At 39.9% G+C, this 21,283-nt stretch carries 21 protein-coding genes; 13 read left to right on the forward strand and 8 right to left on the reverse strand.

The genetic code is table 11. The features are described 5' to 3' along the window. The first annotated feature begins 41 nt into the window (after positions 1–41). A complete protein-coding gene (gene epmB, locus I6E69_RS01035; RefSeq protein ID WP_033031971.1) occupies positions 42–1,055 on the forward strand; it encodes an EF-P beta-lysylation protein EpmB in 1,014 nt (337 codons plus the stop codon). Here epmB and I6E69_RS01040 read toward each other — a convergent pair. After that, positions 1,052–1,261 (reverse strand): hypothetical protein, encoded by a 210-nt coding sequence (locus tag I6E69_RS01040; RefSeq protein WP_002960797.1) that lies wholly within the window; start codon positions 1,259–1,261, stop codon positions 1,052–1,054. The two genes, epmB and I6E69_RS01040, sit on opposite strands and share 4 nt — an antisense overlap. 71 nt (positions 1,262–1,332) lie before the next feature. Between I6E69_RS01040 and I6E69_RS01045 the strand changes: the two genes are divergently transcribed. After that, on the forward strand, positions 1,333–1,623 hold the full coding sequence (locus tag I6E69_RS01045) for a hypothetical protein (RefSeq protein WP_002960798.1): 291 nt from the start codon (positions 1,333–1,335) through the stop codon (positions 1,621–1,623). 48 nt (positions 1,624–1,671) lie between these two features. Here the strand turns inward: I6E69_RS01045 and I6E69_RS01050 are convergent, their stop codons facing one another. Continuing rightward, positions 1,672–2,163, reverse strand: coding sequence for a DUF3016 domain-containing protein (locus tag I6E69_RS01050; RefSeq protein ID WP_024606381.1), 492 nt, complete (start codon positions 2,161–2,163; stop codon positions 1,672–1,674). Positions 2,164–2,439: 276 nt separating this feature from the next. On the opposite strand from I6E69_RS01050, the gene galE reads away from it, so the two are divergent. Beyond that, positions 2,440–3,456, forward strand: a complete 1,017-nt coding sequence (gene galE, locus I6E69_RS01055; protein ID WP_002960801.1) for a UDP-glucose 4-epimerase GalE — start codon at positions 2,440–2,442, stop codon at positions 3,454–3,456. 568 nt (positions 3,457–4,024) lie between these two features. Here the strand turns inward: galE and I6E69_RS01060 are convergent. Beyond that, positions 4,025–4,705 (reverse strand): Fe2+-dependent dioxygenase, encoded by a 681-nt coding sequence (locus I6E69_RS01060; RefSeq protein ID WP_002960803.1) that lies wholly within the window; start codon positions 4,703–4,705, stop codon positions 4,025–4,027. 89 nt (positions 4,706–4,794) lie between these two features. Further along, entirely contained in the window at positions 4,795–6,975 is a 2,181-nt protein-coding gene (locus I6E69_RS01065) for a TonB-dependent siderophore receptor (protein ID WP_154904275.1), read from the reverse strand. 217 nt (positions 6,976–7,192) lie between these two features. Here I6E69_RS01065 and I6E69_RS01070 point away from each other — a divergent pair, with 217 nt between their 5' ends. From I6E69_RS01070 to I6E69_RS01095, 6 genes are read left to right on the forward strand one after another with little or no spacing between them, the layout of a single operon-like run. Continuing rightward, positions 7,193–7,966, forward strand: coding sequence for a DUF3450 family protein (locus I6E69_RS01070; protein WP_024596704.1), 774 nt, complete (start codon positions 7,193–7,195; stop codon positions 7,964–7,966). Then, positions 7,966–9,291, forward strand: coding sequence for a MotA/TolQ/ExbB proton channel family protein (locus I6E69_RS01075; protein ID WP_197120375.1), 1,326 nt, complete (start codon positions 7,966–7,968; stop codon positions 9,289–9,291). Before I6E69_RS01070 ends, I6E69_RS01075 begins: the two co-directional genes overlap by 1 nt. Then, positions 9,284–9,664: a MotA/TolQ/ExbB proton channel family protein gene (locus tag I6E69_RS01080; RefSeq protein WP_002960812.1), complete on the forward strand. Its 381-nt coding sequence runs from the start codon at positions 9,284–9,286 to the stop codon at positions 9,662–9,664. Before I6E69_RS01075 ends, I6E69_RS01080 begins: the two co-directional genes overlap by 8 nt. 4 nt (positions 9,665–9,668) lie before the next feature. Continuing rightward, positions 9,669–10,073 (forward strand): biopolymer transporter ExbD, encoded by a 405-nt coding sequence (locus I6E69_RS01085; RefSeq protein ID WP_002960813.1) that lies wholly within the window; start codon positions 9,669–9,671, stop codon positions 10,071–10,073. Position 10,074: 1 nt separating this feature from the next. After that, positions 10,075–10,731, forward strand: a complete 657-nt coding sequence (locus I6E69_RS01090; protein WP_197120376.1) for an energy transducer TonB — start codon at positions 10,075–10,077, stop codon at positions 10,729–10,731. A 19-nt stretch (positions 10,732–10,750) separates the two neighbouring features. Beyond that, entirely contained in the window at positions 10,751–12,163 is a 1,413-nt protein-coding gene (locus tag I6E69_RS01095) for a lipopolysaccharide assembly protein LapB (RefSeq protein WP_197120377.1), read from the forward strand. 555 nt (positions 12,164–12,718) lie between these two features. On the opposite strand, the gene zapE is transcribed toward I6E69_RS01095, so the two are convergent. Continuing rightward, positions 12,719–13,828 carry a cell division protein ZapE gene (gene zapE / locus I6E69_RS01100; protein WP_197120378.1) on the reverse strand — a complete coding sequence of 370 codons (1,110 nt, stop codon included), beginning with the start codon at positions 13,826–13,828 and terminating at the stop codon, positions 12,719–12,721. Between the two features lie 59 nt (positions 13,829–13,887). On the opposite strand from zapE, the gene rsuA reads away from it, so the two are divergent. From rsuA to I6E69_RS01115, 3 genes are all read left to right on the forward strand, one after another. Then, positions 13,888–14,586 carry a 16S rRNA pseudouridine(516) synthase RsuA gene (rsuA, locus tag I6E69_RS01105; RefSeq protein WP_138488517.1) on the forward strand — a complete coding sequence of 233 codons (699 nt, stop codon included), beginning with the start codon at positions 13,888–13,890 and terminating at the stop codon, positions 14,584–14,586. Positions 14,587–14,706: 120 nt separating this feature from the next. After that, a complete protein-coding gene (gene rluA / locus I6E69_RS01110; RefSeq protein ID WP_197120379.1) occupies positions 14,707–15,360 on the forward strand; it encodes a bifunctional tRNA pseudouridine(32) synthase/23S rRNA pseudouridine(746) synthase RluA in 654 nt (217 codons plus the stop codon). An 81-nt stretch (positions 15,361–15,441) separates the two neighbouring features. After that, positions 15,442–16,392: a DUF3530 family protein gene (locus tag I6E69_RS01115; protein ID WP_197120380.1), complete on the forward strand. Its 951-nt coding sequence runs from the start codon at positions 15,442–15,444 to the stop codon at positions 16,390–16,392. Here the strand turns inward: I6E69_RS01115 and djlA are convergent. The 3 genes from djlA to I6E69_RS01130 are packed head-to-tail and all read right to left on the reverse strand — an operon-like array spanning position 16,375 to position 18,928. Continuing rightward, a complete protein-coding gene (gene djlA / locus I6E69_RS01120; protein ID WP_002960826.1) occupies positions 16,375–17,241 on the reverse strand; it encodes a co-chaperone DjlA in 867 nt (288 codons plus the stop codon). The genes I6E69_RS01115 and djlA overlap by 18 nt on opposite strands. Positions 17,242–17,273: 32 nt before the next feature. Then, complete coding sequence (gene murU / locus I6E69_RS01125) at positions 17,274–17,930, reverse strand: N-acetylmuramate alpha-1-phosphate uridylyltransferase MurU (RefSeq protein ID WP_039485522.1); 657 nt, start codon at positions 17,928–17,930, stop codon at positions 17,274–17,276. Then, complete coding sequence (locus tag I6E69_RS01130) at positions 17,927–18,928, reverse strand: aminoglycoside phosphotransferase family protein (protein WP_197120381.1); 1,002 nt, start codon at positions 18,926–18,928, stop codon at positions 17,927–17,929. Before I6E69_RS01130 ends, murU begins: the two co-directional genes overlap by 4 nt. 100 nt (positions 18,929–19,028) lie before the next feature. Here I6E69_RS01130 and lptD point away from each other — a divergent pair, with 100 nt between their 5' ends. Next, positions 19,029–21,281, forward strand: coding sequence for an LPS assembly protein LptD (gene lptD, locus I6E69_RS01135; protein ID WP_197120382.1), 2,253 nt, complete (start codon positions 19,029–19,031; stop codon positions 21,279–21,281). The last annotated feature ends 2 nt before the right edge of the window (positions 21,282–21,283 follow it).

Below are 21,283 nucleotides of genomic sequence, written 5' to 3' on the forward strand. Positions count from 1 at the left end.
CGTTTCCTCTATTTATATTTTTTCGAGTAATCTACATGCCAATGATACAAAGAAATGAAGCAAATTTGCATAAAAACTGGCAAAAAGAATTAGCAAATGTAGTTACCTGCCCAAAAACCTTGCTTGAAATGGTCGGTTTATCGAGCCAAGTCCATGAAAACGACCTAAAAGCCCGTAGTTTATTTCCGGTACGCGTGCCTATCCCTTTTATAAAAAAAATACGCAAAGGCGATCCAAACGATCCTCTTTTGCTACAAGTCATGCCACGCCATCAAGAATTTTTAACTAAGTCGGGTTTTAATAAAGATCCCCTACTTGAGCAAGACAACGAACAACCCGGCCTTTTGCATAAGTATAAATCGCGTGTTTTAGTGATGTTTAAAACCGGCTGTGCGGTCAATTGTCGTTACTGCTTTAGAAGGCATTTTCCGTATCAAGAAAACCAACTTAATAAAAAAAGCCTGCTTGAAACACTAAGCTACATAAAATCTGATGCCAATATAAACGAAGTGATTTTAAGTGGTGGCGATCCGCTGATGGCCAAAGACGATGCAATAAGTTGGTTTTTAGATGAGCTTGAGCAATTACCACAAATAAAACGAATGCGAATTCATAGCCGCTTGCCAGTAGTTATACCCACGCGGGTTACCGATGAGTTATGTGAGAGATTAGCAAAATCGCCATTAAAAATTATTTTTATTAATCATATAAACCACGCCAACGAAATAGACGCTGACTTTAAAGCAGCCATGCAAAAGCTTAAACAAGCAAACGTAACGCTTTTAAACCAAGCTGTAATTTTAAAAGATGTGAACGATACGCTCGATGCGCAAATAAATTTAAGCGAAGCGTTATTTGACGCAGACGTATTACCGTATTATTTGTATTTGCTCGATAAAGTTGAAGGGGCCAGCCACTTTGATATTAACGAAGAAGACGCAATAAAAATAATGGCAGAGCTATTAAAAGCCCTGCCTGGATTTTTAGTGCCTAAGTTAGTGAGAGAAATAGGTGGTCAAAAAAGCAAAACACCTATCGATCTTAAACTAATTTAAACATATATATTTACGTTGTTACCCAATGATGCTGTTACCGATTTAGCCGGTGTTTGCGCACTTGACGATTGTGCAGCACCTTCAATAAGTGCAAGTGCTGCTGCGCCATCTGCTAGTTGCTGCTTTTTAGATAAAGCAGCGCTATAAAGCTCACTGCCTTGGCCTGAGCCAGAAACAGCGGGTAAACTTGTGCCTGATATATTCATATAACAAACCTGACTTTTAAATGTAATCCAAGTATTATGTCGGCCATGCAGTACAAAGCTTTAGGAAAACCATGGATTCAATTATTGAACAACTCAATACTAATTTAAAAATTGTTTATCGTCAGGCGCTTGATGCCGACAAAAAACTCGATGAACTACAACAGCAAGGCCATGGCAAATTTAAGGCCTTATTTGCACAAGATGCTGGTTTTAGCTTTGAAGCTAAACGCTTTAAGCCGTATGTTCTTGACGTAGCCGCTGACGTTGAAAGCTTATCTAACGATGGTTTTGATGAAGAAAAACTTAAAACAACCGTTATTAAGTTACAACAAATACTCACGCTGTTAGCTACTTTTAAGTAAAGATTAAAAAGCAAAAATGCCGCTATTTAGCGGCATTTTTATTTTAAGTTAATCTAAACTTGGTAATATTTGCTCACCAAACCACTCTGTTAATAAGCGTTTTTCGTAATATAGTGATTCGTCGCGGCCCATTTTAATTTTATCCATAAAGCCCATATCTTTGAGCTCCACATCAGTATCTTTACTAAGCACTGTACCGTCGTTATCGGTTAACGAATAATTAAGCTTAATGCGTGGAAAGTATATTGGTTTTACTACACGAATTTCCTCCATACCACCATAACGCACATCTCCCGCTAAATCTAAATCAGTAAACTCTACGTTTAACTTATAATCTTTTGGTAGTTGCTCAGCTAATTTAGACATATGTTTTTCAAAACTTGCCGCAATACTTTTGTGATACGAGCCCTTAGCTTGGTTAGACGCTCGCACATCACGATAATCATTAAAGTCATTCCATTTAACAACAGACTCACCAGCATGGGCAAGCGCAGGTAATGCGATACACATTGTTGTTGCTATTTTTTTAACTAAATTCATATCTTTCTCCAAAGAGGTAACCAATCACAAAAGTGTGGATTGGAGTAAACCTAGCATTAGCTATTACTAAAGCTATTTTAGCACTTGTTTATTAACTATAACTTAATCTTACGAATCAAGTGTTACTTGTTTTGCACAAAATGTAATCAAAAGTATTTAATGTGCTGATATCAAAAAAATACGATTAAAATCATATAAATTACAGATAAAACATGTAAATCACCTCTATTTATGGTGAAATTAACTTAATTGATAAAAGGTACCCACGGAGCTTTCATGACTATTTTAGTAACCGGTGGCGCTGGCTATATTGGCTCGCACACTGTTTTAGAACTTTTACAGCAAGGTAACGATGTTGTTGTTATTGATAACTTAAGTAACTCATCACAAGAATCACTTGCGCGCGTAAAAAATATAACAGGTAAAGAAGCCACTTTTTACCAAGGCGATATTCTCGATAAACCCTTTTTAGATTCTGTATTTGCAAAACATACGGTTGATAGTGTTATACATTTTGCGGGTTTAAAATCAGTAGGCGAGTCGGTTGCAAAGCCAGTTGAGTACTATCAAAACAACGTTCAAGGTACGCTTACGCTTGTTGATGCGATGCGCGACGCAGGTGTATTTAAATTGGTATTTAGCTCATCAGCCACGGTTTACGGCGACCCAGCAAGCTTACCAATCAAAGAAGATTTCCCTGTAGGCGGCACCACAAACCCATACGGTACGTCAAAGCTAATGGTTGAAATGATGCTACAAGATATCGCTAAATCAGATGAGCGCTTTGCGTTTGCTATTTTGCGTTACTTTAATCCAGTGGGTGCACATGAGTCGGGCTTAATTGGTGAAGATCCTAATGGTATTCCAAACAACCTTTTACCTTTTATCGCACAAGTTGCGGTAGGTAAATTAAAGCAACTCGCTGTATTTGGTGATGACTACGACACAGTTGATGGCACCGGTGTGCGCGACTATATACATGTTGTAGATTTAGCGATTGGTCATTTAAAAGCGCTTGATAAAATTGCCAGCAGCACGGGGGCATTAGTTTATAACCTAGGTACTGGTAATGGTTACTCTGTACTACAAATGGTTAATGCATTTATTAAAGCAAGCGATCAGGCTGTACCCTATCAGGTTTCACCTCGCCGCCCTGGTGATATTGCAGCGTGTTATGCAGCGCCAGAAAAAGCACTTAATGAACTTGGCTGGGAAGCAGTGCGAGGTATTGATGAAATGATGCAAGATACCTGGCGCTGGCAGTCAAATAACCCTAACGGTTATAAGGGTTAAGTAAAAACGGCAAGTCAGAAAACATAGTAATTATGTAGTTTTGCTTCTCTAAAGCGCAGCGTCCTCTTAGCCTCTTTGTGAATAAATCACTTAAAATCTTATTGCACAAAGAGAAGTAAAAGAGGAATAAATGAGAAGAGACCAAAACCTAGAAATTACGAGCTTCGCTCGTCACGCCAGCAAGCTGTGCGTCTACAGGTAATTTAACCATAGCGTTAAGTTTTGGCTGTAGGCGTAGCGCTTGCTCAAGCGAAAAGCGCAGCTTTTAAAATTGATTGTTACTTACTCTTTGCTTCTCTAAAGCGCAGCGACCTCTTAGCCTCTTTGTGAATAAATCACTTAAAATCTTATTGCACAAAGAGAAGAAAAAGAGGAATAAATGAGAAGAAACCAAAACCTAGAAATTACGAGCTTCGCGCGTCACGCCAGCAAGCTGCGCGTCTACAGGTAATTAAACCATAGCGTTAAGTTTTGGCTGTAGGCGTTGAGCTTGCTCACGCGAAAAGCGCAGCTTTTAATTACTTATATTTAATTACTTATATCCAGTATTTAATAACGAGTATATTCGTTATGTCTGTGCCCACTGTCTTAGTAAGTTATGGTACACACCTGTTAATTGAATAATCTCTGGGCTATCTTCTACTTTGCTGCGCAAACTTTGAATCGACATATCTAAATCAAATAACAAACCACGTTTTTCGTCGCTGTTTACCATGCTTTGCAGCCAAAAAAATGAGGCTAATCTGCGCCCACTCGTTACAGGCATTACACGATGTAAACTCGTTGAAGGGTATAACACCATACTGCCTGCGGGCAGCTTTACACTGTGTGAGCCATAAGTGTCTTCAATAACAAGTTCACCGCCCTCATAGTCTTCAGGGTCATTAATAAATAACGTCATTGATACATCTGTACGAATTTTTACTGGCGTACCCGGCACTTGTCTAATTGCATTATCTACATGCACACCAAACGATTGCCCGCCTTGATAGCAATTAAATAACGGAGGAAAAATTTTTGCAGGAAGCGCTGCCGACATAAACAAATTACTACGCGCAAGTGCTGCCATAATAATATCGCCAAGCTCTTGGCATTCAGGACTATTTTCAGGTAGCTGTAAGTTATTTTTTGCTTTGGTTGATTGATGACCAGCGGTAATACTGCCATCGGCCCACTGCGCTTTAAGCAAAACCTCATGGCAATACGCCACTTCTTCTTTCGTTAATAGCTCTGGAATTTTAACTATCATGTGCGCCCTCTCACATTTTCATCAAATAATTAAGGGCAGGTAATAGGCCTGCCCTTATGCTTACTTTTATTTTTTAATTTGTTTTAAAATTAAAAAGAATAGCTCGCTGTTAAACTAAACTTACGACCATCACCTGGTACAAAGTGTCCACCACCTAACTGATCAACGTAATCTTTATCACCTAGGTTTTCACCATTAAGCTGCAGGCTCAAATCTTTTGATATGTCATACGCAACCATCAGGTCAAAAATAGTATAACCTGGCGCACGAGAGCGTGTTGACGTAGTGCCGTTGTAACGCTCACCTACATACTGCGCACCTAAACCAAACGATAACTTATCCGACATATCGTACGTAGTCCAAACACTTGCGCTATTTTTAGGCGTACGCGCAAGCTCGTTACCAACTTGAGTTGCGTCGTCGCCTAATGCTTCAGTTACTTCGCTATCTTGGTAAGTGTATGAAGCAATTACAGTCCACTCTTTAGTAATTAGGCCCGTTGCTGAAAGCTCTAAACCTTGAACGCGCTGCTCACCACCGAGTATTTCGTCACTTGAGCTATCTGCAAATGGGTCATCAGTACGGGCATTGGTTTTTTCAGTACGGAAAAGTGCAGCATTAGTTTGCAGGCGACCATCCATTAGGCTCCATTTAGTTCCTAATTCATAACTGCGGCTTTCTTCTGCGTCTAAATCAGCTGCATTTGAACGCGTAGATACCGTTAGGCTTTCCGCCGATGGGTTAAATGAATTACCTGCGCCTAAATACACACTGCCATTTTCTGTAGGTTTATAAACTACAGCTGCATTCCAGCTAAATAAATCGTCACTTGTAGAAATTAAAGCGCTTGGGTCATTGTAATCGTTGTGATAATCCGTAGTGAAGCTATCAAAGCGAATTCCACCTGTAACTTCCCATTGCTTGTTAAGCGTTACTGTATCAAATGCATAAATAGCTTGGTTTTTAGCTTTAGCTTCAATGCTTGTACCGTCACGGCCGTACACACCCGTAAATGCAATTGTTGCATCAGGGTTGTATAAGTCGTTACGTATTCCATCTTCAATTAGGTTATCAGGCGTAGTTGCAACAAAGTTATGGCGTGTAAACGTTTCATTTGCAAGTTCAACACCCACTACTACGTCGTGAGTAAAGCCAGCAAATTCATAGTTACCAATTAAATCAACTTGAAGTGCAGCAAGTGAATTTTCAGTATCACGTGTTTTTTCATCTGCAAAGGTAATATCAGTGTCTGTTGTAACCGAGAAATAACGCGGTGCAGTTGTTACTGACTCACGCTTAACTTTACCTAAACGACCTTGCACACGTAACGTAGTATTTTGAGAAAAATCATACTCATAACGAGCTGTTGTTGAGTAAGCTTCAATATCTTCGTAATCACGGTAAATATTACCGTAAAAGTTATCAAAATCGACAGGAGAAGGTGAGCGCGCGCTATCTGCAAGTTCAGCTACTGGCGTATCACTGTAAACCCAAGGAATACCATAATCTGGTAAATTGTCTTGGCGTTGATACTCTAGGTTTAAATCAAAACGGCTGTTTGTACCAAGCCCTGTTGCAAATGCAAACGCAACAGCATTTGTTTCGTTTTCAACATGATCACGACCTGCAACATCACCTTTATCAGTAAGAAGGTTGATACGTAGTGCGCTTGTGTCGTTTACTTGAATGTTAGTATCAAAACGACCACGGTAATCGTTTTCTGTACCTAAACGTAGAGAAACGTCGTTAAAGTTGTCTAACTTCGCCTTTTTACTTTCTAAATTAACACTACCACCTGTTGCGCCACGACCAGAAACTGCAGAGCCTGGGCCTTTTGCAACTTCAACGGCTTCAATGTTGTAAATATCACGTGTGTAACCTGCAACATCGCGAATACCATCAACAAAAATATCATTTGTTGCACTAAAACCACGAATCGACATGCTATCGCCAGTAGGTGAGCCACCCTCACCTGCTGCTAAAGAAATACCTGAAACATTACGCAAAGCATCACGTAGGCTATCTACGTTTCTGTCTTTCATTACCGCTTGGTTGATTACTGTTACCGTTTTAGCTGTATCGAGTAGCGGTTGAGTGTATTTATGCGACGTTGATTTTTCTACAACATAACTAGACTCAGTTTTAGTTTCTGCTTTGGTTACCGATAGTTCTTGAACATCCTGTGCACTTGCCCAAGTTGAAAGCGTAGCTGTAACAACCGCTGCAATTGGCTTCACGTACGCATTTCCTTTATTCGATGGCTTACTCATGGTTACTCCGTAGTTTTTATTAAGCACTTAACTATTGTTAATTTAAGGTACATATTTAATTTCGGCGAAATCCTACCACTCTAACAACGCAATGTAAACGATAACTGTTATCAATTGCATTGTTATGTGAATTACTATATTGTATACACACTCAAAAATTAACAGTAATTACGTCCTTGTAATTGCTCGTCGTAACTTTCAGGATTGTTGTTAAGTAATGCGAAGCTTAATTAAACCAATTAGCGTAGTTATCGCGCTTTGTAGCACTATGGCAGTAAAAGCCGACACTGTTAGTGAGCTAGAACAACTCGTTAATAAATGGCTACAAATAGAAAATCAAAACACAGAATTAAATACTCATTGGCTTGAACAAAAAAGCAGTATGGAGCAAACCTTAACGCTTCTTAATGCCGAGCAGCAGCAACTTAGCGAGCTTAATCAGCGTAGAAAAAAAAGCACCAGTGAGCTTGCCCAAAAACGCGAACAGCTTGTAACTCAGCAATCAGAACTTGAAAATGATCAACAGCAATTAAATGATCAACTAGCACGTATTTCTGGGCAATTACTTTCATTACAAGTGCAACTCCCCCCGCCACTTTTGAGTAGTTGGAAAAACGCTGGTGATTTAAGCGATTCAAAACTCAGTACAACTGACAAATTACAAACAGCACTAAAAATGCTGACTCTACTTAATGATTTTCAACAACGTATTTCTATTCACGAAATGGCTATTAAGCATCCTGACGGGCAAGAAGTATGGGTTAAGCAGCTTTATTTAGGTGCAGCTCAAGCATGGTTTGTAAGCGAAGACTTAAGTTACGTAGGTATTGGTTTTCCAAGTGACTTAGGTTGGCAGTGGGAGTTTGATTCAAGCATTAATGCAGAACAAGTTGCACTGGGTATTGCTGTACAGCAAAAAAAGCGCGCTGCTGATTGGGTAACACTCCCAATATTAAGTTATGTAAATAAAAACCAGCAAGGGGCTAAATAATGGCTACTAACAGCATAATTAAAGTATTTAGCGCCACAGTTTTACTTTTTAGTGCAAACATTTCTTTTGCAGCTAGCAGTGATGATGCTAAGCAAAGTATTTTAAGTGATATTAAAACAGCGCAGCGTACTCTAAGTAAAACTCAAAAGAGCATTTCAAAAGAGCAAGCGACCCTTGCAAAGCAAATTTTTACCAAGCAGCAATCGCTCAGTAAATTACGCGAACAAGCAGCCGTTAATCGCCGCCTAGCTGACGAAAACACATTAAGCCTTGATCAGTTACAAACCCGATTAGACACTTGGCAACAGCAGCAGCAATATCAATTAAACTTACTTAGCCGTTTTGTACGCCAAAACACCAGCAATAGTGCTAGCAGTAACGAGTCGGCTAATAGCCAAAACGAGTTATTAAGCCGTGTTGTATCGCTAATTAATAATCAAGAGCAGGCACTTTATCCACAGTTAAAAAAACAATCGGTTGTGCTAAGTAATGGCGAATTAAGCCAAGCTAATACCCTTCAAGTCGGGCCTGTTGCATGGTTTAGTACGCAAACACCTAAACTTATGGGTTTATTAAATTTGGATGATGAATCTAATGCATTAAAAGTAGCGTTAGTACAATCAACAAGTGACGACAACCCACTCGATAATACTTTAAAGCAAAACGGTGTAGGCTCTACATTACTTACTTTTGATCCTAGTTTAACGCACTTAGTAACTAGCCAAGCCCAACAAGAAAGTCCGCTTGAACACCTAGAAAAAGGCGGTTTATGGGCTATCCCTATTATTTTATTTGCCTGCTTTGCACTTACCATTGCGCTATTAAAAGCCGCACAGCTACTACGTTTAAGTAAAATTAAAATGCACTCTCAAATGCAATTACAGCAACTTTTTAAAGCTGAAAATAGCAGTGAATTTGCAGGCATGCAGCAGCAGCTATTTAACTTAACGCTGCAAAGCGAAAAAGGCCAAGTACGAGACGATCAGTTATTTAATCAGTTAATTCACGATAAGCATAAACTCGATAACTTTATTGGCGCTATTGCCGTTACTGCAGCAGTAGCCCCACTACTTGGGTTATTAGGCACTGTTAGCGGCATGATCGAAACATTTAAAATGATGACCTTGTTTGGCTCAGGCGACCCAGAAGTTGTATCGGGCGGTATTGCACAAGCACTTATAACAACCGAACTAGGTTTAGTCGTTGCCATACCTGCACTCGTTTTAAATGCACTGTTATCGCGTAAAGCAAAAGCGTATTACAGCCAACTAGAAGGCTTTGCATTACAGCTAAGCCAACTAGAAAAAGGAGATAACAATGTTTGAAAAAATAGTTAGTAACCCTATTTGCTGGTGTATTCTTTTACTCGCTTTATTTGTATACCAGCTGATTTTTCATGACTTACTGCACCTTAAACAATACCAAGCGCAGCGCAAAGGTTATTGGCAAGAAGTTAGCTCTATTTTAACTGCAGCGCTTCCGCTACTAGGTTTATTAGGCACCATTGTTGGTTTGCTTGATACATTTAAAGTAATGGCGCTGGGCCATAACGAGTTAATGAGTGACGCCATTGGTGATGCATTGCTAACAACTCAACTTGGCCTTGTGTGCGCTATCCCTGCGTGGTTAATGCAAGCTTACTTAGCGTATTCGCAGCGTAATCCTAAATTACATACGTTAAGTAAGCAGTTAGGGTAACACTATGCAATCACGATTAAAGCACAAGCTAGAGCAAGAAGCGGGGCAACATATTGATATGTCGCCGCTACTTGATGTGGTATTTATATTGCTAATATTTTTTATTGTTACAACCGTATTTGTACGCGAAAGCGGCGTTGAAGTTGATAAACCACAAGCCGTATCGGCCAGTCGTCTTGAGCAGCAAGTTATATTTTTAGCAATAACCGACAACCAACAAGTATTTTTTGATGGCGGCCAAATTGGTGTTGCTGGTGTGCGTAGTAGTGTCGAGCAAATGTTAAAACAGCAACAACGCCCTGTGGTTATTCAAGCTGATAAAACAGTACCTACTGAGTTACTTGTTCAAGTAATTGACGAAGCAAAGCTGGCAGGCGCAGCGCAAGTTAACTTAGCTACGAAACAATAATATGCACACGATTAACCCGCTTCAAAAAACAAAAAACAATCGCCATCCACTTTTTGCATTTGGCCTTAGCCTCATTGTACTTAGTGCTGCATTGCTGCTTTTATGGCTTGGGCAACTTGCTGAACACCATATAAAAGACAAAGTGGTTGTACGCGAGATTGCCATGGTGGCACTGCCACCTCCGCCACCTCCATCAATATCACAACAGCAAACAAATGAGCCAATGCAAAGCTTAGCGGTAGAAGGTGCCGGCGCATCAATCCAAGCCGTAAAAATTAAGATCAACAGCAATTTAAGTATTGTAAAACCCGATACACCCAACGTAGAAGTAAGCGCGCCACAATGGCAATCAATGAGTGTAAATTGGGATGCATTTAGCTTAAATCAACTCGATGGTCTCCCCACTTTACTTACTCCCGTCAAAGCCGTTTTACCAAAAAGCTTAACCCGCCGAGGTGTTGATGTATTTACTGTAAAACTCGATGTATTTATTGATGAAAATGGCAAGTTAAGTTTAATTGAGGTAGTACAAAACCCATACCCTGAACTTAAACCAGCTATCGACAAAATTATTAAACAAAGCCGCTTCAGTGCACCTAAAAAAGAAGGTGAAACCGTACGCGCTCGCTTTATTTGGCCAATCGAATTTAAACCTTAAGCCTATTAAAATGAAAAATATGAATATATTTAAAACGCTAAAACCATTAACTCGCGCAGTTATCACTACTTTAATGTGCTCACTCCCTTTATTAGGTGTAAGTAGCGTGCATGCAAGCGCTGCTAGTACGCCACTAAAAGTAACTTTATCGCCTAGCGATCCAACATGGCAGTTGGCTATAAATAATAAATTACTAGGCCCTACAGAGGTCCTTATTGAGCCGACCGAGCGCGGTTTTGCTCGCCAAGTACAACCACTATTACAAGCCGGTAATTACAGTGATGTTGCGGCGCTATTTAAAGGCCGTGATATAAGCCAAGATAGCACTGCTTTAAACTTATTACGTGCACAAGTTTTGCTTTCAACAAAAGACTTTAATAACGCTGAACTAGCTTACCTAGCGTGTTTAAAAGCCTCACCTGATTTAGTAAAAGCACACCAAGGTTTGAGCCTTTTATACATGCAACAAGCAAAGTATGACAAAGCACAAACACACCTAGTTCACAGTATTGAACTTGGCCAAGCTGACGCACAAAGTTATGCGCAACTTGCTTATATACACGTGCAGCATAGCCAACCTTGGAGCGCAGTAGCGGCCTACCGCCAAGCGCTAATGCTAGCGCCAGAAACAAGCCAATACCAACAAGGGCTATTGTTTGCGTTAATTGAATCGGGTGATTTAAGCCAGGCAAGTGCATTACTAAAAGAATTACTTAATAAAAGCCCTGATAAAGCTGAACTTTGGCTGCAACGTGCACAAATAGCATTACAGCTTGATCAAAAAAAGCAGGCGCTTGCTGCTATTGAAGTGGCCTTAAAACTCAACCCTAAAGATACCAGTAACCAGCTTTTAGCAGCCCAGCTGCATTTAAGTGAAGGCAGCACTGAACGCGCTGTGAGTTTATTAAAGCAAGGTTTAAAACACGCCACTAAACAGCAGCAAGTTGAGGTTATTAATACCACGATGCAAACTTTAGGCTGGCTTGTATCTCAACAAAAATGGGATTTAGCTAAAGAGCTAATAGGTAGCGCAAAAAGATTAACTAAGCAGCTACCCCGCGATGAACAAGCCCAGTTTTCTGTATACAGCGCACAAATTGCTATGCAACAAGGTAATACTAAACGTGCTCTTAAAAGCTTAAATAATGCACTTAAAATAAACCCGAATTTAGGTGATGCCCTACTTAGTTTAGCAAGTATATATCGTAGTAAAGGCCAACTCACCCAAGCTAAACTTATGTATGTTCGTGCACAAGCTCTGCCTGATTACCAACTATCGGCGTGGCTTGGATTATCGCAAATAGCGATTGATTCTAAAGACTACCCGAGTGCGCTAAAGCATCTTAGAAAAGCATTACAAGCCAACCCACAACGCCAGGATTTAATTACTAATATTCGCGCCCTTGAGAATATAGTACGCCAAGAAGGGTAAGTTTAACACCGTGGTTAAACTGACTTGTAGACGCACAGCTTGCTGGCTGTGACGAGCAAAGCTCGTAATTTCTATGTTTTAATGTTTTCTCATTTACTTCTCTTTGTGCAATAAGGTCTTAAGTGATTTATTCACAAAGAGGTTAAGAAAGCGCTGCGCTTTTCGCGCGAGCAAGCTCTTCGCCTACTGGTAAAATTTGACGCCGTGGTTAAACTGACTTGTAGACGCACAGCTTGCTGGCGTGACGAGCAAAGCTCGTAATCTCAATGTTTTATGTTTTCTCATTTACTCCTCTTTGTGCAATAAGATCTTAAGTGATTTATTCACAAAGAGGTTTAGAGGGCGCTGCGCTTTAGAGAAGTAAAAATACATAATTACTATTGTTTTATGTTTTCTCATTTACTCCTCTTTTACTTCTCTTTGTGCAATAGGTTTTTAGATAACTTGTTCACAAAGAGCTTTAGAGAAACCAATTAGTAGCAAAGTAATCAGTTATAAATATTAAAAGCTGCGCTTTTCGCGTGAGCAAGCTCGTTTACAATATATATTAAAGCGTTACCAATTTTGCATTTCGACTATGCGTGATTGCGTGCGCGCATATTCAAAGCTCAACTTTTTACCTTTATACAAATGTTCAATGTCGGTTTGCGCATTTATTACCAGCAATTTATGGCAATCGTAAAACTCATCTACTAAGGCAATAAAGCGCCGTGCTTCGTCGTCAAAAGTGTGCTCATCAAGCGTTTGTTTTTCGCGTTGGTAGCTATCTTCTATACCGTGAACAATAACTTTACCCGTTGCTTTAACACCCATTTGCGGCACGTTCGATACATATAACACATCAAATTGTGTTGCTAACAACATATAATCGTTAGCACTACGAGGGCCAGAGCATAACGCCATAAAATCAATCATCAAGGCATTATTGGCTCTTAATAAATAGGGTAAGTCACGCCCATGCACAGTAATTGTATTGCTACATGTTACAACCGGATACGAAGCTAAAAACTCATTTTTAAAATCGAGATTTGATAAATTTATAAAATAGTGACGACTGTTTTTACCATATCTAAAGCGGTGATCGTCCTCCCCTGCCACGTTAATTATATAGCAATGGTTATTAATTAAATCAATAGTAGGTAAAAACCGCGCTCGTTGTAGGCCGTTGTAATAAAGCTGCTCTGGCTTTGCGTTCGATGTGGCCACCAGCACAACACCTTGTTCAAACAACGCATTAAACAATCTGGACATAATCATGGCATCGCCAATGTCGCTCACAAAAAACTCGTCAAAACACAGTACTCGAATATTTTTAGCCCACTGTTTTGCAATTAGAATAAGTGGATTTTTTTGACCTTGTAGCTGCGAAAGTTGGGCATGCACTTGTGCTATAAAATGATGAAAATGCAGCCGCTGCTTTTGCTCAATAGGTAGGTTTTTATAAAATAAATCCATTAACATGGATTTACCACGCCCTACGGGTCCATATAAATAAATGCCTTTTATTAAGGGCGCTTTTTGCCACCATGATGTGTGAGCTTGAAGTTGCTCGCTTAGCGTATTTAAAGCTTCCACCGCATTTTGCTGCGCTGCATCAAAACACAGTTCATCTGTGTCTATTTTTGCTTGGTAAAGGCTTAAAATTTGTGTGCTGTGCACTGTCATGGTATTTCACTATCGGCTATAATCGCGCCCATTGTAGCCGACTAAAAATGTGAACCAAAATGAAATTCCCTTGCCGCTTAGATAAATTTATTAGCCACTTAGCTGAAATACCGCGCACCCAAGCTCGCGCTAGTATTAAGCGAAAAGAAGTAAGCGTTAATGGCGAAGTAATCACATCACATAATTTTCAGCTAGCCCAGCAAGATGAAGTACTGCACCAAGGTACGCCTTTGGTATTTTTAGGTAAGCGCTATTACATGTTAAATAAACCTGTTGGCTATGTATGCGCTAACAGCGACGAGCTACATAAAACTGTTTTTGACTTACTTGATGAGCCAAATATGAGCGACTTTCACGTAGCAGGTCGCCTTGATATAGATACCACCGGGTTAGTTATTATTACTAATGATGGCGATTGGTCACATAAAATTACGTCGCCTAAAAGCAATAAATTTAAAACCTACCTAGTAGAAACTCAAGAACCGATTACCGATGAAGCACTTGAGCAATTACGCACAGGTGTCATGCTGCATAACGAAAAAGATTTAACCCGCCCAGCTATTGCCGAACGACTTGCTAATTACGGACTACGTTTATCAATAAGTGAAGGAAAGTATCATCAAGTTAAGCGTATGCTTTACGCGGTAGATAACAAAGTGGTTGAGTTACATCGCGAGCAGATTGCGGGGATTACCCTAGATGAAAACTTGGCCAGTGGTGAATATCGATTATTAACACCCGAAGAAATTAAGTTATAAAAGCGCTTTAAAGGAGCCTAAGGCTTGGACTATTAGTTAAAACAATATAGCCAAACTTTTACTTGAGCCTGTTGGCTTGCTCTACTAAAATAGCGCCCTTCAAAATTACTAAGGTCGGCCGTGTTAGTTAACTACAATCCCCCCATGAGTCCGTATTTAACGATACTTTTTCAGGATGACGATTTACTGATAGTTAATAAACCAAGTGAGTTATTAACTGTCCCAGGTAAAGATCCTAAACATGCCGACAGCTTAATTAATCGTGTTAATCGTGTTTTTCCAACAGCAAGAATAGTGCACCGCTTAGATATGGCGACTTCTGGCATACTGTGCCTTGCCATGAATAAAGCAGCGCACAGACATTTAAGTATGCAGTTTCAAGAGCGCGAAACAGCTAAACGTTACATAGCACGTGTATACGGACAACTTGAAGCTGAAACAGGATCAGTAGATTTACCCCTTATTTGTGATTGGCCTAATCGCCCTAAACAAATGGTTGATCACGACAGAGGTAAACCTTCACTTACGCATTTTAAAATACTTGAGCGTGAAGAAAATGCAACCCGTGTAGAGCTAACCCCCATCACTGGTCGCTCGCATCAACTACGTGTGCATATGCTAAGCCTGGGTCATCCTATCTTAGGTGACAGGCTTTACGCCCATAAAGAGGCGCTTGCTGCTGCTCCTCGCTTACAATTACATGCACAAATGCTGAAATTAAAGCACCCTAAAACTGAGCAAGTACTTACTTTTGAAGCTGAGCCAGAATTTTAACCGGCGCAAACACTTCGTAAATTATTAAACTTTTAGATAACCTTGCCGATACCTAACTAATTGTCATTAGTTAGGTGCGTTATGCTATTTTCACGGTTTTTAAAAAGGGCTTTTTATATACAGCTCAGCTGTGCGCTACTTTTAGCTAACCCTGCCTGCGCGGCTGAACATATTGCCCCACCTAGTTTATCAAGCATTGAAAATAGCGACATTGAGCGACTACTTCCAAGTGATGAAATAAAGCCAATATTAGCGGGTGAAACAGAATTTTTAAGCCTTTACAGCGAATATATGAGTAGTAATTTTAGAGGTATCGTAATACTTATACCCGACTGGCATTCTTCACCTACCAATAACTCCGGTATGGGCTACTTGCGTAAAGAGCTTAATAATTTAGGCTACAGCACCTACGCAATGACAGTACCCGACATTGATTGGCAAGCAAGTAAAATGGCCGAAGCAATGCCCAGCGAAACCGAAGCTGCGCCTAGTAAAGCCGAGGAACCTGCATCACCCGACACAGCAACAAACGCACAATCACAGCCTGCAAAAATCAAAGATGAGCCTCATTACGTTAATGCAATTGAAAAAGTAACTGACGACATACTTGATAACTATAAAATAAATCTCATTTCTCGGTTTAATGCGCTGTATCAAACCGCTATGGGAGGTTCGAGTAATATAGTGGTTATTGCACAAGGTACAAGTGCGGGTGTGTTGTTGGAGTACTATGCAGATTTCCCAGATGAGAGACTAGATGCGTTTATAAGTTTGAGCAGTTACTTACCTAATACTAAACGTAACGAAAGTTTGAGCCAAACAGCGTCACTTGTTACACCCGCCTTGCTTGATATTTACTATGCAAATGACAGCACAGACATTTTAATGAGCCTTAAAAGTCGTCAGCGCTGGGTTAACCGAAATGCAAAATTTGATTACCGCCAACGCCAATTGTTTGGCCTGCGCGATCAACCAGGTCAACACGCACGCCTAACAAAAGAAATAGACGGGTTCTTACGCCGACTTTTTTAAATACTCATAAGCGGCTTGAATATCTTGGCTCTTTTTAACAGCCAATTCCATCATGTGCTTTGGTAAACCTTGCGATACTAATTTATCTGGATGATGTTGCGACATAAGTTTACGGTAAGCTACTTTTATATCACGCTGCGTTGCATCGCTATTTAAGCCTAATAACGCCAATGCTTGCGCACGATTCATATTATTATTTGGCGGTACATGATGGCCAGAACCCTCACGGTAGCTACTGCTTTGACCTTGGCTTTGTTGCTGTTGATTAAAGCGCTGTTGTTGCTTTCTAAAGTTAAACTCAGCTTGATAACGTTTTAATACAAATGCAAAGTGTGTTTTAGAAATGCCTAGCTGTTTACTTACTTCTGCTAATAATTGCTTTTCTTGTTCGGCTAATACCCCGTCAGAAAACGCCATTTGAATTTGTATTTCTAAAAACAACTGTATTAGATCGTTTCGTTTAGCAAAGCGTTCTTTAAAATCGTGTACTGTTTCTTTAAGTGAAAAGTCGCTCTCTTTACCTGACTGAAATGCATGTTGTGCTTCGCGGCGTTCTTCGCCCTTTAAGCCCATTTCGTCCATGAACAAGTTAGCCGCTTTTATGTGTATTTCGCTCACTCGGCCATTCGATTTTGCAATGTGCCCCATAACAGCAAAGCAGCTTGAAAAGAATAAAGCTTGGCGCTCGTGAACATCGTCACCACTAAATAAGCTAGAAAAACCGCCTGCTTTATCAAAGTTATTTTTTAAGCTTTTATCAAATAAATGACCTAGGTATAAACCTAAAATAGCACCAAATATTTTGCCAAACATAAAGCCAAAACAAAAACCGAGAATTTTTCCCCACATCTATAATACTGCCTTCTTAAAAAATTGAGTTGTTACGCCTCAAGGCGCGTGTTTAATTGGTTTAAACGCTCTGGTGTACCAATGTCATCCCACTGCCCTATATAGAGCTCAGTAGAGACTAAATGTTCATTTAGCTTTTCACGTAAAATAGGCCCTAAAGGGCGAATACCTTGCGTTAATCCTTTAAAAAAATCAGCCTGATACCGGCCAATCCCCGAAAAGGTATATTTTTGACTCTCGGCCGACAAATGGCTCAATGCAAAGTCGCCATCTGGATTGTGTGGCGGATTTTCTATAAGCACTATGTGCGCCTCACCAGGTTGTAAATGAAGTTGCATTAGCGCACTTACATCGTAGTCGGTGTATACATCGCCATTTATTACAATGAACGAGTCGCCCAACAGCGGTAACGCTTCAATAATACCGCCGGCCGTTTCAAGGCCACCTTCAACTTCTTGGCTATAAAGTATATTTACGCCAAATTGACTGCCATCTTTAAAGTAGTCTTTTATTTTATCACCCTGCCACGCAAGGTTTATTACAATATCGGTGATGCCGGCTGCTTTAAGGTTATTTATATGGTGCTCAATAAGTGGTTTTTCTGCCACTTTTAACATTGGCTTTGGCATATTTTGCGTTAGCGGCATCATTCTTTGCCCGCGCCCTGCAGCTAAAATCATCGCTTTCATGAGCGCTCCTTTGCCAACTTTTCAGTCACTTTTGGCACTATGGTATTTTTTGTCCACTCACTCAATGCTTTAAGCTCTGGGTAAATTGCTGCTACTTCAATAATGTAATCAAGCGTCGGTAAAATATTATCTAAATAACCTGTTTTACCATCGCGTAAATACAATCGACAAAATATACCCGCAGCCTTTAAGTGGCGCTGTAATCCGGTTAAATCAAACCAATATTTAAACTCATCGAATGAAGTGTTAGCCAGTAAATTTTGAGCTGTAAATTCTTGATAAGCAAAATCAAGTAAACTTGTTAACTCTTGCTCTGGCAATTTAAAGTAGCAATCGCGCAGTAGCGATACTAAGTCGTAGCAAAGCGGCCCGCGTACAGCATCTTGATAATCTATAATGGCCCACTGGCCGTCACTATTCATAATATTACGGCTATGGTAATCACGATGAACGGTAACCGTAGGTTGCTCAAGCATCGCCTTTATTAATAGCTCTGAACTTGCTTGCCACATTATTTTTTGTTCTGCACTGAGTGACTCATTAATAAAGTCGCTTACTAACCACTGGCTAAATATATCAAGCTCTAGCTTTATAAAATCTTCGTTATACGCTTGCATAGCAGAAGCTGTGGGCGTTTTTGCCCACTGAGCACTTAAACTAATTAATGCTTGGTAATGCTCGGTGCGATTTGCATCATCAAGCATGTCAGCTAGGTGCGTACTGCCTAAGTCACTGAGAATAAAAAAGCCCTGTTTCTCATCACTTGCAATAATAGTGGGAAGTAAAAAACCTTGCTCTACAAACACCTGGTTTAGCGAAATATAAGGCTCGTTATTCACTTTTTTTGGATCTGAGTCCATCACTATTAAATGTTTATTATCGTGATTTAAACGATAATAACGGCGAAAGCTAGCATCCCCCGTGATCGCGTTTAAAGTATGCGACTTGGCATTAAGGTGTGTGTTTATAAATTGTTGTAAATTCTCAAAGCGTGTCATTTTATTAGATATCTATTTTTATAGGTCAATTACTGTAATTGCCATTATTTTCCTTTATTATGTGTATATTATATTAAACACAAAGTATTAAGGTCGATAAATGAGCAAAACCTGGGGCATATTGATGCTAAGCGTAGTTAGCGCACCATCGCTTGCCGAAACTGAACTGGCACACAACCTTTGTGGCATTTCAATGCAAACCAGAGCTTGGCAACCACTTGAAGGCCTTAACCTTGGTGAAGTTGATATCCAAGCTGATGATGTTGAGCTACTTGGCACTCAAAGCGCTGAATTTACCGGCAATGTTGATATTAACACCCTTAAGATGAGTTTGTCCGCACAAACTGCGTTGATAGACAAACAGCGTGGTTTATTAAATGCAACGGGGCCAATTACTTATCAAGACTACGTAAGTAAAGTAAACAGCACCGGATTAAATGCCGATTTAAATAATTCAGAAGTCAGTTTGTTAGGCGCCGACTACAGCCTAACCGAACAACAAGGTAAAGGCGGCGCTGAAAAGCTCACTGTTAATCAGTCTGGCCTATTACTCATGAATGCAAGCTTTACTACTTGCCCAAGTGACACCCCAGCATGGGAAATTGAAGCTGACGAAATAAACCTTTCACGCGAAGAAGGCTGGGGCGAAACATATAACGCCGTATTGCGTATTTTAGATACACCAGTTTTATATTTACCTTATTTTACATTCCCGCTAGATGAACGCCGTAAATCGGGCTTACTTACCCCGACTATTTCAAGCTCTGACAAATACGGCCTTGAAACAATTACGCCGTACTATTTAAATATTGCACCTAATTTTGATGCCACTATTACGCCTCGTTATATGTCTAACAAAGGGCTGCAATTACAAACAGAGTTTAGATACCTAACAGAGCAACACGAAGGCTTAGTAGGGATTGAATACTTAGATAGTGATGATTCTGAGCCTGATTTGAATGAACGCTACATGTTTCATTGGCAACAGCAAAGCTACCTAGGTGAGAACTGGCGCGCAAACGTTGATATAACCAATGTGAGCGATGATAACTACATCACCGACTTAACTTCAAACTACGCAAGTAAAACCGATACTCAATTGTATCGTACTGGTTCACTTACCCATTTAGGTGATACATGGCGCACCGATATTAAAGTGCAAAACTTTGAAGTACTCGGCGATCACTTAGAGTCATACACTGCAATACCACAAGTTAATTTTACGCAAACAGCGCCTTGGCGTTTTGATAATTTTGACTTTAGTGTGTCGGGCGAGATTAGTCATTTTACTAATGATTCATCAGAAGTGGCCATAGACAGCGCAACTCGTGTACACGTAGAGCCAAAAGCACGCTACAACTACGCTACGCATGCGTGGTCATTTTTGTCTGAAGTGAGCTTATTACAAACTAATTATAAGCAAAGCGGAAATTTAACCGGCACGCAATACAGCGATACAGTATCGCGTACTATCCCAAAAGTACGTTTGTACTCTCAGCTTAATTTTGAGCGTGACGCATCTTACTTTTTTGAAGATGGTATACAAACACTAGAGCCACAAATTCAGTATTTATATACACCTAATAAAGATCAGTCGGACATTGGCTTGTTTGATACAACCAAACTGCAAGATGATTATTATGGTTTATTTAGAGACGTGCGCTTTTCGGGTGTTGACCGTATAGCAGCTGCTAATCAGTTTACTTTAGGTGCTACAACGCGCTTATTTGATAAAAAACAAGAAGAAGTGTTTAACTTTAGTGCGGGCCAAATATTTTATTTAAGTGACGATGCTAAGCCAACAGAGCAAGGCTTAAACTCAGACACTAATTATAATGCACTATTTGCAGCTCAAACCATGTTACATTGGCACCGCCGTTGGTACCTCGCTGGAGGTATTCAATACGATACAGATGGCAAGCAAATGGTACAGTCAAATGTAACGCTTGATTATAAAGGTGATAATAATCAGCTAGTACAATTGAACCATCGCTATGCAAATGATGTCTCAGGAAATACAATCGAGCAAGCAGGTGTATTTACAAGTATTCCTATTAGCGACGAATGGCAATTTATTGCGAGCTATCATCGAGATCTTGAAAACAACAGAAGTATCGAAGTATTGAGCGGATTACAGTATGAATCATGCTGTTGGGCTATCCAAATTACTGGCCATCGCCAAATTGAAACTGATTTAAATCAGTCAATAGGACAAGAACAAGCAACTTTTGATTCAGGTATTAGTTTGAATTTTGTATTAAAAGGACTTGGCAGTAAAAGCCGTTATGATGCACAAAAATTATTACAACAAGGTATTTTTGGCTATCGTAGACCGTATTTTCTTAGTAACTAGAG

Origin of the sequence: Pseudoalteromonas sp. NZS100 (assembly GCF_015864815.1) — a bacterium.
Classification (GTDB): Bacteria; Pseudomonadota; Gammaproteobacteria; order Enterobacterales; family Alteromonadaceae; genus Pseudoalteromonas; species Pseudoalteromonas distincta.